Annotated in this window: 12 protein-coding genes; 9 read left to right on the forward strand and 3 right to left on the reverse strand. The window is 68.4% G+C overall.

All coding sequences use genetic code 11. The features are described from left to right. From uvrC to AC4NN1_RS00565, 9 genes are all read left to right on the forward strand, one after another. Entirely contained in the window at nt 1-1920 is a 1920-nt protein-coding gene (gene uvrC, locus AC4NN1_RS00525; protein WP_018186499.1) for an excinuclease ABC subunit UvrC, read from the forward strand. A 33-nt stretch (nt 1921-1953) separates the two neighbouring features. After that, a complete protein-coding gene (gene rapZ / locus AC4NN1_RS00530) occupies nt 1954-2826 on the forward strand; it encodes an RNase adapter RapZ (RefSeq protein ID WP_018186500.1) in 873 nt (290 codons plus the stop codon). Between the two features lie 56 nt (nt 2827-2882). Then, nucleotides 2883-3860 carry a DNA-binding protein WhiA gene (whiA, locus tag AC4NN1_RS00535; RefSeq protein ID WP_018186501.1) on the forward strand — a complete coding sequence of 326 codons (978 nt, stop codon included), beginning with the start codon at nt 2883-2885 and terminating at the stop codon, nt 3858-3860. A 113-nt stretch (nt 3861-3973) separates the two neighbouring features. Then, complete coding sequence (locus AC4NN1_RS00540; RefSeq protein ID WP_020097512.1) at nt 3974-4600, forward strand: superoxide dismutase; 627 nt, start codon at nt 3974-3976, stop codon at nt 4598-4600. 137 nt (nt 4601-4737) lie between these two features. Beyond that, nucleotides 4738-5748, forward strand: a complete 1011-nt coding sequence (gap, locus tag AC4NN1_RS00545; RefSeq protein ID WP_018186503.1) for a type I glyceraldehyde-3-phosphate dehydrogenase — start codon at nt 4738-4740, stop codon at nt 5746-5748. 2 nt (nt 5749-5750) lie between these two features. Then, the gene (locus AC4NN1_RS00550; protein WP_491954289.1) at nt 5751-6968 is read left to right on the forward strand and encodes a phosphoglycerate kinase; all 1218 of its coding nucleotides are present in this window, start codon (nt 5751-5753) and stop codon (nt 6966-6968) included. Further along, a complete protein-coding gene (gene tpiA / locus AC4NN1_RS00555) occupies nt 6956-7747 on the forward strand; it encodes a triose-phosphate isomerase (protein WP_491954290.1) in 792 nt (263 codons plus the stop codon). The genes AC4NN1_RS00550 and tpiA overlap by 13 nt, the downstream gene beginning before the upstream one ends. A gap of 97 nt (nt 7748-7844) precedes the next feature. Beyond that, nucleotides 7845-8093 (forward strand): preprotein translocase subunit SecG, encoded by a 249-nt coding sequence (secG, locus tag AC4NN1_RS00560; RefSeq protein WP_018186506.1) that lies wholly within the window; start codon nt 7845-7847, stop codon nt 8091-8093. After that, on the forward strand, nt 8093-8449 hold the full coding sequence (locus AC4NN1_RS00565) for an RNA polymerase-binding protein RbpA (protein ID WP_018186507.1): 357 nt from the start codon (nt 8093-8095) through the stop codon (nt 8447-8449). Before secG ends, AC4NN1_RS00565 begins: the two co-directional genes overlap by 1 nt. A 37-nt stretch (nt 8450-8486) precedes the next feature. Here the strand turns inward: AC4NN1_RS00565 and pgl are convergent, their stop codons facing one another. From pgl to zwf, 3 genes are read right to left on the reverse strand one after another with little or no spacing between them, the layout of a single operon-like run. Then, nucleotides 8487-9266 carry a 6-phosphogluconolactonase gene (gene pgl, locus AC4NN1_RS00570; protein ID WP_491954291.1) on the reverse strand — a complete coding sequence of 260 codons (780 nt, stop codon included), beginning with the start codon at nt 9264-9266 and terminating at the stop codon, nt 8487-8489. Nucleotides 9267-9273: 7 nt separating this feature from the next. Beyond that, nucleotides 9274-10206 carry a glucose-6-phosphate dehydrogenase assembly protein OpcA gene (locus AC4NN1_RS00575; protein WP_018186509.1) on the reverse strand — a complete coding sequence of 311 codons (933 nt, stop codon included), beginning with the start codon at nt 10204-10206 and terminating at the stop codon, nt 9274-9276. Further along, entirely contained in the window at nt 10203-11750 is a 1548-nt protein-coding gene (zwf, locus tag AC4NN1_RS00580; RefSeq protein ID WP_491954292.1) for a glucose-6-phosphate dehydrogenase, read from the reverse strand. The genes AC4NN1_RS00575 and zwf overlap by 4 nt, the downstream gene beginning before the upstream one ends. Nucleotide 11751 lies beyond the last annotated feature (1 nt).

The raw sequence follows: 11751 nt of genomic DNA on the forward strand, positions 1-11751 counted from the left end.
GTGGCGTCCGTCCTGCCGTACAAGCCGAAGCCGGGGGAGATCCCCACCGACCCCGGCGTCTATCGGTTCCTCGACGCGGATGGCCGGATCCTGTACGTCGGCAAGGCGAAGAACCTGCGGGCGCGGCTGTCGAACTACTTCGCCCCGCTGCACACGCTGCACGAGCGCACGCGGCGCATGGTCACGACGGCCGCGAAGGTCGAGTGGACGGTCGTGGCGACCGACATCGATTCGCTGCAACTCGAGTACACGTGGATCCAGGAGTACTCGCCGCCGTTCAACGTCCGGTACAAGGACGACAAGTCCTACCCGTACATGGCGGTGACTCTCGGCGACGAGGCGCCGCGGGTGATCGTGACACGGAACCGCCGCATCCGTGGTGCGAAGTACTTCGGCCCGTACCCCAAGGTGTGGGCGGTCCACGACACGATCGATCAGCTGATCAAGGTGTTCCCGATCCGCACGTGCAGTGACTCGTCGTACAAGAAGGCGATGGCGACGGGGCGGCCGTGCTTCCCCGGCCAGATCGGCCGATGCGGCGGCCCGTGCTCGATGAAGGTCACCATCGAGGAGCATCGCGCGATCGTCGACGACTTCATCGCCTTCATGTCGGGCAGCGACAAGCGCTACACGAAGCGGATGGAAGCGCGCATGCGCGAAGCGGCGGCCGCGATGGACTACGAGACCGCGGCCTCGTACCGCGACAAGCTGCAGGCCCTCGACGCCGTCCTCAACCGCAGCGCGCTCGTCCTCAGTGAGGACACGGATGCCGATCTCTTCGGTGTCGCCGAGGACGAGCTGTCCGCGGCGGTGCAGCACTTCATCGTCCGCGGCGGGCGGGTGCGCGGCGTGCGCGCGACGACGATCGACAAGGAGCTCGACATCTCCGGCCCGGAGCTGGTCGACCAGATCCTCCAGCGCGCGTACGGAGCCGCCGGGGCCGAGGACATTCCGCGTCAGGTGCTCGTCCCGACTCTGCCCGACGACACCGCGGAGCTCGAGGAGTGGCTGCAGTCCCGGCGCGGCAAGAAGGTCGCCGTCCAGATCGCGCAGCGCGGTCAGAAGGCGGACCTCATGCGCACAGCGACCCTCAACGCGCAGCAGGCGCTCATGCTCCACAAGACCCGCAGGACGAGCGATTACACGTCCCGCACCAAGGCGCTCACCGATCTGCAGGAGGCGCTGGGGATGTCCGAGGCGCCGCTGCGGATCGAGTGCTTCGACGTCTCGCACCTCGGGGGGACGGGTGTGGTCGCCTCGATGGTGGTGTTCGAGGACGGCCTGCCCCGCAAGGATCAGTACCGTTCCTTCTCGGTCAGCGAGACCACCGACGACACCGACTCGATGTACCAGGTGCTCATGCGGCGTCTGGCCCACATCGACCGCGATGAGGCCGAACAGGAGGCCATCGATCCGATGGCTGACGGTGAGGTGGACACCACGCGCAAGCGGCCCCGCTTCGCCTACCGTCCTCAGCTGCTCCTCGTCGACGGCGGCCAGCCGCAGGTGGCGGCCGCCGCTCGGGCCCTGCGCGACGCAGGTCACGAAGAGATCGCGCTCTGCGGGATCGCGAAGCGCCTCGAGGAGGTCTGGTTGCCGGACGACGACTTCCCGGTCATCCTCCCGAGGTCCTCCGAGGCCCTGTACCTGCTGCAACGCCTGCGCGACGAGGCTCACCGCTTCGCGATCACGCATCAGCGCAAGAAGCGCGGACGCGACATCACCACGGTCCTGGCCGAGGTCCCGGGCCTCGGGGAGGCGCGCATCAAGGCGCTGCTCCGGCACTTCGGATCGGTCAGCAAGTTGAAGCAGGCGACCCCGGAGGAGATCCAGGAGCTTCCCGGTATCGGTCCGCGTCTGGCCTCCAGCATCCACTCGCATCTGGCGGTTGGGTCGGTCACTGCCGGATCCGGTGGTTAGGCTGGGATCACACGCGTGGAAGGCGGGACAGGCATGAACGGCCAGACGGCGGGCGAGGTCCTGATCGTCACCGGCATGTCCGGAGCAGGACGCACCACAGCGGCGAACGCCCTCGAGGACCTCGACTGGTACGTCGTGGACAACCTGCCGCCGCAGATGCTGTCCCACCTGCTCGATCTCACCGCTCTCGCGGCGGATGCCCTGCCCAAGGTCGCAGCGGTCGTGGACGTTCGCGGTCGCCAGCTGTTCGGCGAGCTGCCGTCGGTGACCCGATCGCTCCGCGACGGACGCCAGCTGCGCGTTCTGTTCCTGGATGCCTCCGACGACGTCCTCGTCCGCCGGTTCGAGGCGGTGCGACGGCCGCACCCGCTCCAGGGCGAGGGGACGATCCTCGACGGCATCCGGCGGGAGCGCGAACGCGTCGCCGCCATCCGCGAAGCGGCGGATGTCATCGTCGACACGAGCGGGCTGAACATCCACCAGCTGGCGAATCGGATCGTCGATCTCTTCAGCGCCGACGGGGATGCCCGTCACACGGTCACGGTCATGAGCTTCGGCTTCAAGTACGGGCTCCCGCCCGACGTCGACCTCGTGGCGGACATGCGCTTCCTGCCCAACCCGTACTGGGAGCCCTCGCTGCGGGCCCTGACGGGCGAGGACGAGGACGTGCGGGACTTCGTCCTCGGCCAGGACGGTGCGAGGGAGTTCATCGACGCCTATGCCGCCGCCCTCCACCCGGTCCTGCAGGGCTATCAGCGGGAGAACAAGCGCCACTCCGTCATCGCCATCGGATGCACCGGAGGCAAGCACCGCTCGGTCGTCACGTCAATCGAGCTCGCCGAACGATTGGCCGTGGAGCAGGGTGTCGCGGTGAGGGTCACGCACCGTGACCTGGGTCGCGAGTGAGCAGTGCGCGAGTAAGCTGATCCTTTGTCCCCGATCGCCCCCACCGAAGGATCCCCGTGCCGCTGACTGCTGACGTGAAGACGGAACTCACCTCGGTGCGAGACCCGCGGCCCACCGCACGCGTCGCAGAACTCACCACGATCCTGCGCTTCTCCGGCGGCCTCCACTCGATCGCCGGCCGCGTCGCCGTCGAGGCCGAGGTCGAGACGGACGTGCTCGCCCGCCGGGTGGCCCGCGACCTCGTCGAGATCTACGGCGTCCGCCCTGAACTCGCCCACGTGCAGTCGTCGGGCGGGCGCTCAGCCAACCTCGTCGCCGTCCGCGTCATCGAGGGCGGCGAGACCCTCGCGCGGCAGACCGGACTGCTCGACAACCGACGACGCCCGGTCCGCGGTCTCCCCAACAAGCTCACCACCGGCGCCCGTCCCGACCTGGCCGCCGTGTGGCGCGGGGCGTTCCTCGCAGCGGGCAGCCTCTCGGACCCCGGGCGCTCCGCCGCCCTCGAAGTCGCCTGCCCCTCGGGGGAGGCCGCCATGGCGCTCGTGGGCGCCGCTCACCGCCTCGGGATCGCCGCGAAGGCCCGCGAGGTGCGCGGCGTGCCCCGTGTCGTCGTCCGCGACGGCGAGGCGATCCGCGCCACCCTGCTCATGATGGGCGCGCAGAAGACCGCCGCCGCGTGGGAGGAGATGCGCCAGCGCAGGGAGGTGCGTGCCGGCGTGAACCGCCTCGTCAACTTCGACGACGCGAACCTCCGTCGCTCCGCGCAGGCAGCCGTCGCCGCCTGCGCCCGCGTCGAGCGCGCGCTCGAGATCCTCGGCGACACCGTGCCGGACCACCTGAAGCAGGCCGGAGATCTGCGCCTCGCCCATCGGGACGCGAGTCTCGACGAGCTCGGCCACCACGCCGATCCGCCGATGACGAAGGATGCCGTGGCGGGCCGCATCCGGCGCCTCCTCGCCATGGCCGACAAGAAGGCCGCGCAGGACGGCATCCCGGATACCGAGTCCGCCGTTCCCGCCGGCCTCGAAGACTGACGGGATACATCCCCTCTTCCCGGGAAGCAACCGGGTGCCCGGTGGGTTGGCCCTCAATAGGATGAATCCGACCGGCTGCGCCGTGTGCGCAGCACCGACAGAAGGAAGAGGACATGGCGAAGTACACCCTGCCTGAGCTCCCGTACGACTACTCCGCTCTCGAGCCGAGCATCAGTGGCAAGATCATGGAGCTTCACCACTCGAAGCACCACCAGGCCTACGTGACGGGCGCGAACACCGCCCTCGAACAGCTCGCCGAGGCGCGCGAGACCGGCAACCTTGCGAACGTCAACAAGCTCGAGAAGGACCTCGCGTTCAACCTCGGCGGACACGTCAACCACTCGATCTTCTGGACCAACCTCGCTCCTGCGTCGCAGGGTGGCGGCGGCGAGCCCGAGGGCGAGCTCCGTTCGGCGATCGACGAGTTCTTCGGCGGTTTCGACAAGTTCCAGGCGCACTTCACGGCGGCAGCCACCGGCATCCAGGGATCGGGCTGGGCCGTGCTCAGCTGGGATCCGATCGGTGAGCAGCTCATCATCCAGCAGCTCTTCGACCAGCAGTCGAACACGGCGCAGGGCACCGTCCCGATCTTCCAGCTCGACATGTGGGAGCACGCCTTCTACCTCGACTACCTCAACGTCAAGGCGGACTACGTCAAGGCGGCGTGGAACATCGCGAACTGGCAGAACGTCGCACAGCGTCTCGACGCCGCGCGTGAGAAGACGGCGGGCCTGCTCTAGTAGTAGGGTCGTTCACAGGTGAGGATGCCGGGCTCCTCCCGGCAACGGGGGCTGAGCCCCGGCATCCTCTCTCATTTCCAGCACATCGCGGGTCGACCCCGTTCATGGGGCGTGCGCGAAGAAAAACGGGAGACAACGTGTCTGTCAAGATCGGCATCAACGGCTTCGGCCGTATCGGACGCAACTTCCTTCGCGCGGCGCTCGCGCAGGGAGCTGACCTGGAGATCGTGGCGGTGAACGACCTCACCGACAACAAGAGCCTCGCTCACCTCCTCAAGTACGACTCCGTCGGCGGTCGCCTCGACGCCGAGGTCTCGTACACCGAGGACTCGATCACGGTCAATGGCAAGACCATCAAGGTCTTCGAAGAGCGCGACCCCGCCAACCTCCCCTGGGGCGACCTGGGCGTCGACATCGTCATCGAGTCGACCGGTCGTTTCACCAAGGCCGCAGACGCCAAGAAGCACATCGCCGGCGGCGCCAAGAAGGTCATCATCTCGGCTCCCGGCACCGACGTCGACGGCACGTTCGTCATGGGCGTCAACGACGGCACGTACGACTCCGAGACGATGCACGTCATCTCGAACGCGTCCTGCACCACGAACTGCCTCGCGCCCATCGCCAAGGTCTTCAACGACAACTTCGGCATCGAGCGCGGCTTCATGATGACGGCCCACGCCTACACCGCCGACCAGAACCTCCAGGACGGCCCTCACGGCGACCTGCACCGCGCCCGCGCCGCGGCGATCAACATCGTCCCCGCCGCGACCGGTGCCGCGAAGGCCATCGGCCTCGTTCTGCCCGAGCTGAACGGCAAGCTCAGCGGCTCGTCGTACCGCGTGCCCGTGCCCACCGGCTCGATCGTCGACCTCACGGTCGTCACCCCGACCGAGGGCCTGACTGCCGAGGTCATCAACGCCGCGTTCGAGAAGGCCGCTGCCGAGGGCGACCTCGTCGGGTACATGAAGTACAACACCGACGCGATCGTCTCCAGCGACATCCAGCTCGACCCGCACTCGTCGGTGTTCGACGCCGGCCAGACCAACGTGTCGGGCAACCTGGTCAAGATCTCGTCCTGGTACGACAACGAGTGGGGCTACTCGAACCGCCTCGTCGACCTCACCGAGCTCGTCGCCAGCAAGCTCTGACGATGGCTCTGCGCACCCTCGATTCGCTGGGTTCGCTCGCAGGCAAGCGCGTCATCGTCCGTGTCGACTTCAACGTCCCCCTGAAGGACGGCGTCATCACGGACGATGGCCGCGTGCGTGCGGCCATCCCCACGCTCCGCGCGTTGGTCGAGCAGGGGGCGCGCGTCATCGCGGTCTCCCACCTCGGCCGCCCCGACGGCGCACCGGACGCGACGTACAGCCTCGCTCCGGTCGCGTCGCGTCTGTCCGAGCTGCTCGGCCAGGAGGTCGCGTTCGCGACCGACACCGTCGGCGACTCGGCTCGTGACGTCGTCGCCGCCCTCGCGGACGGTCAGGTCGCCGTCCTCGAGAACCTCCGCTTCAACGCGGGGGAGACGGCCAAGGATGACTCGACCCGCCGCGCCTTCGCCGAGCAGCTCGCCGCCCACGGCGACGCGCTCGTCTCGGACGGGTTCGGTGTCGTGCACCGCAAGCAGGCGTCGGTCTACGACCTCGCCGAGCTCCTGCCGTCCGCTGCCGGCCTTCTGATCGAGAAGGAGGTCGACGTCCTCGACCGCCTCACCGAACGCCCTGAGCGTCCCTACGCGGTCGTTCTGGGCGGTTCCAAGGTCAGCGACAAGCTCGGCGTCATCGAGCACCTCCTGCCGCGCGTGGACAAGATCCTCGTCGGCGGCGGCATGCTCTTCACCTTCCTCGCCGCCCAGGGCCACAAGGTCGGCAAGAGCCTCCTCGAAGTCGACCAGCTCGACACCGTCCGCGGCTACATGGAGACGGCGCGCGAGCGCGGCGTCGAGCTGATCCTGCCGGTCGACGCCGTGATGGCGTCGGGCTTCGCGGCGGACGCGGACCACGTCGTGGCATCCGCCGACGCCCTCGAGGACACCGACTTCGGTGCCGACGGCATGGGACTGGACATCGGCCCGAAGACGGCGGAGCAGTTCGCCGAGGCGATCCGCGGCGCGAAGACGGTCTTCTGGAACGGCCCGATGGGCGTTTTCGAGATGGAGGCCTTCGCCGCCGGGACGAAGACGGTCGCACAGGCGCTCACCGAGGTCGACGGTCTGTCGGTCGTCGGCGGCGGCGATTCGGCCGCTGCCGTCCGGCAGCTCGGCTTCGCCGACGACGATTTCGGCCACATCTCCACCGGTGGTGGAGCCAGCCTCGAGTTCCTCGAGGGTAAGAAGCTGCCCGGATTGGAGATCCTCGGATGGGAAGCGTGACCCGTAAGCCGCTCATCGCCGGCAACTGGAAGATGAACCTCGACCACCTGCAGGCGGTCGCGTTCGTCCAGAAGCTGCATTGGACGCTGAAGGATGCGGCGCACGAGACCGACTCGGTCGAGGTGGCGGTCTTCCCGCCGTTCACCGACATCCGCACCGTGCAGACGCTCATGGACGCCGACAAGATCCCGTTCGCCCTCGGCGCGCAGGACGTGTCGGCGAAGGATTCTGGAGCGTACACGGGCGAGGTCTCGGGCGCGTTCCTGAAGAAGCTCGACGTGCACTACGTGATCATCGGTCACTCGGAGCGTCGCGAGTACCACGCGGAGTCCGACGAGATCGTCGCCGGAAAGGTGCAGGCCGCGCTCCGGCACGGTCTCGTGCCCGTGATCTGCGTCGGTGAGACGCTCGAGCAGCGCGAGGAGTCCGGCCCCACGGCCGTGTCCGTCGCGCAGCTGCGCGCCGCCCTCGAGGGTGTCGCGTCGGACGCGGACATCGTCGTGGCGTACGAGCCCGTCTGGGCGATCGGCACCGGTCAGGTCGCATCGCCCGAGCAGGCTCAGGAAGTCTGCGCGGCGCTGCGATCGGTGGTCGCGGATTCCCTGGGGGATGCCGCAGCCGAGCGCACCCGCATCCTCTACGGCGGATCGGTCAAGTCGGGCAACATCGCCAGCTTCATGCGCCAGCCCGACGTCGATGGAGCCCTCGTCGGCGGTGCGAGCCTGCTGGCGGACGAGTTCGCCGCGATCATCCGATACCAGAAGCACGTCGGCGTATGACCTCGAGCGGTGCGGCGTCTCACGGCGTCGCACCGCTCAGCCGGTATACTCGTGCGAACGCCGAGTTATTCGGCGACCCGAAAGGCTTTCAACGACTGTGGACATCCTCCAGCTTGTGCTGCAGGTGCTGCTGGGACTCACCAGCCTCCTGCTCACGCTCCTGATCCTTCTGCACAAGGGCCGCGGCGGCGGCCTCTCCGACATGTTCGGCGGCGGTATGAGCTCGGCGATGGGCTCTTCGGGCCTCGCTGAGCGCAACCTCAACCGCTTCACGGTCGTCCTGGCGCTCGTGTGGTTCGTCTCGATCGTGGCCCTCGGCCTGATCACGAAGTTCCAGAGCATCTGATGGCGACCGGGGGGAACGCGATTCGGGGCACCCGCGTGGGTGCGGGCCCGATGGGGGAGCAGGACCACGGTCACCACGCCGACCGTGTGGCGGTCTCGTATTGGGATGCCCTCGGAAACGAGACGGTGCGCTATTTCGCAGCCGGCATCGCCGAGGACGAGATCCCCGAGACGATCGACTCGCCGCACTCCGGTCTTCCGGCAGGTCGCGACAAGGCCAATCCGCCGGCGCTGGCCAAGACCGAGCCGTACAAGACGCACCTCGCGTACGTGAAGGAGCGGCGCTCCGACGAAGAAGCGGAGTCGATCCTCGGCGACGCTCTGCAGCAGCTGCGCGAGCGGCGCGGTCAGGACTGAGCGGCGCTCGACGCACCACGACAGACCCCGGGTTCGTTCAGAACTCGGGGTCTATCAGTTCCTCCGGGACGTTCTTCGCGGCAGCCTCATCCACGAAGAACACGGTCTGCTTCCGCCCCTTCGCGCCGGCCGCCGGGACCGAGTGGTAGCTCGCGCCGGCGAGGGCCAGCCCCAGCGCCGATGCCTTGTCCGTACCGGGCAGGACGAGCCACACCCGCCGGGACGAGTTGATGACCGGTCGCGTCAGGGTGATCCGGTCGGACGGTGGCACGGGGGAGTCCCGCACGGCGAGGACCGAGTGGTCGGTGTCGCCGATCTCGCTCCGGTCGGGGAACAGCGAGGCGATGTGCCCGTCCGGTCCCACACCCAGGAAGGCGATGGTGAATCGGGGCCAAGCCTGCCCGGCCGCACCGTACTCCGCGAGCTCGGCAGCGTAATCGGTCGCGGCCTCGTCATGGCTCCGACCCGCATCCGCTGACGAGATCGGGTGGATGTTCTGCTCGGGGACGTCGATCTGCGACAGGAACGCGAGACGGGCCGCCACCTCGTTGCGGGCAGGATCGTCGGCCGCGACGAAGCGCTCGTCACCCCACCAGAAGTGAACCTTCGACCAGTCCACGTCGTGACGCGCTGAGCTTTCGCCGGCTGCCTGGAGGACGGACGTACCCGCCGTGCCGCCGGTCAGCAGGACGTGCGTCGTCTTTCCCTCGTTTGCGCGTGACGAGATCCGTTGGAAGAAGCGCTTCGCGACACCTTCGGCCAGGGTCCGGGCATCCGGACTGACGACGACGCGCTTCTCCGCGCGGAACTCCGACATGCGACTCCTACCTCGTGGGAGGGTCGAGGAGCTCCCACCCTTCGGTGATGACTCGACCATACAAGAGGTCGGGATCGAGACGGCGCAGCTCCTCCGCGAGGCACTCCCGCAGCGACCGGCGCGGCAGGACGATGTCGTGCGTGGGCTGACCGGGCTGGGTGAGCGTCGCATCCGTCGCGCTGGTGCGCTCCAGGACGATGTCGCCCGACTCGCGGGAGAGCGTGACCGATCGGATGCCGTGCGTCCACTCCTCCTCGTCGGTGTAGTGCCACTCGACGGCGACGTCCAGCTTGAGGCGCAGCCATGCGGCGAGGAGCCCCGTGGACGGCGAACTCCCCGCGCCCACAACCGTGACAGCGGAGACCTGCTCGAACGGCGGCTGGTCCAGGACAGCGGCGAGCTGTTCCCGCCAGTGCGTCAGGCGGGTCCACGCGAGATCCGTGTCGCCGGGGGCGTACGCGGAGCCGAGCTGCGCGAGACGGTCCGGTGCGAACGGCTCGGTCGAGGCATCCGTGATGCGTCGCTGAGCCATGTGGCCGATCGGCGACTGAGCCGGGTCGGTGGGCGGGTCATCGGGCCACCAGGCCACGACCGGCGCGTCGGGGAGGAGGAGGCCGTTGACGAGGCTCTCCTGGTTGTCGGCGGCCTCGCCGCGTGCCCGGAGGACGACGACCTCGCTCGCACCGGCGTCGCCGCCGACGCGGATCTGCGCGTCGAGGCCGGTCGGAGCGTCCGGCTCGACGACGAGGACGATGACGCGCATCGGGTGCTCACGCGATGCCGCGTTGGCGGCGTCGATGGCTTCCTCGTCGAACCCTCCGGTCGAGACGATCACGAGGGTCAGGACGCGTCCGAGGGCGACGGCGCCGCCCTCTTCGCGGACGCTGACGAGCTTCTTCGCGATCGTGGACACCGTGGTGTCGGGCAGATCGACGATCATGGACGCCTCCAGACGCGGCCGTCACGGGCCAAGAGTTCATCGGCGGACGGGGGACCCCAGGAACCGGGGGAGTACTGCTCGAGCGGCTCGTCCTGCTCGGCCCAGAAGCGTTCGACCGGGTCCAGGATGCGCCACGAGAGCTCCACCTCTTCGTGCCGGGGGAACAGGGGAGGATCGCCCAGGAGGACGTCGAGGATGAGTCGTTCGTAGGCCTCGGGGCTCGACTCGGTGAACGCGTGGCCGTAGCCGAAGTCCATCGTGACGTCGCGCACCTCGTTGCCGGCGCCGGGGACCTTCGACCCGAAGCGGAGCGTCACGCCCTCGTCGGGCTGGATGCGGATGACGAGCGCGTTCTGGCCGAGCTGCAGTGCCTGCGAGCGCAGGAACAGAAGCGGGGGCGTGTGCTTGAACACGACGGCGATCTCCGTGACGCGGCGTCCGAGCCGCTTTCCGGTGCGCAGGTAGAACGGGACGCCGTTCCACCGGCGCGTCGCGATCTCGAGCTTGATGGCGGCGTACGTCTCCGTCTTCGACTGCGGATCCATGCCGTCCTCGTCGAGGAACCCGGTGACGTGCTCGCCGCCCTGCCATCCGCCGGCGTACTGACCGCGCGCGGTGGCGGTCGCGAGATCCTCGGGCAGCGTGACCGCCGCGAGGACCTTCTCCTTCTCGGCGCGCAGGTGCTCCGCGTCGAGGGAGATGGGCTCCTCCATCGCGGTGAGAGCGAGGAGCTGGAGGAGGTGGTTCTGGATGACGTCGCGTGCCGCGCCGATGCCGTCGTAGTACCCGGCTCGACCGCCCACGCCGATGTCCTCGGCCATGGTGATCTGGACGTGGTCCACGTAGTTCGCGTTCCACAGCGGCTCGTACAGCTCGTTGGCGAACCGGAGCGCCAGGATGTTCTGGACCGTCTCCTTGCCGAGGTAGTGGTCGATGCGGAAGATCGCGTCGGCGGGGAAGGCGACTTCGAGAGCCTCGTTCAGCTCGCGGGCCGTCTGCAGGTCGCTGCCGAACGGCTTCTCGATCACGACGCGGCGCCAGGTGTCGCCGCTCGCGGACTCATCGACCAGTCCGGAGTCGCGCAGCTGCCGTGCCACGACCGGGAAGTCCTTGGGCGGGATCGACAGGTAGTAGGCGTGATTGCCCATGGTGCCGCGCTCGGTGTCGAGCTTCTCGACCGTCTCTCGGAGACGAGCGAAGGATGACGGGTCGTCGAACTCGCCCTGGACGAAACGGATCCCCTGGAGGAGCTGGTTCCAGGTCTCCTCACGGAAGGGGGTGCGGGCATGCTGTCGCACGGCCTCGTACACGACTTTCGCGAAGTCCTGGTCCTCCCAGTCGCGACGCGCGAACCCTACGAGGGCGAACCCGGGGGGCAGAAGTCCGCGGTTGGCGAGGTCGTACACGGCAGGCATGAGCTTCTTGCGCGACAGATCGCCCGTCACGCCGAAGATCACGAGCGCGCTCGGCCCCGCGATGCGGTTGAGGCGACGATCGTCGGGATCGCGGAGGGGGTTGATCCCCCGCGAGATCTCAGCAACCATC

Source organism: Microbacterium sp. MDV22-iso44 (assembly GCF_058629135.1).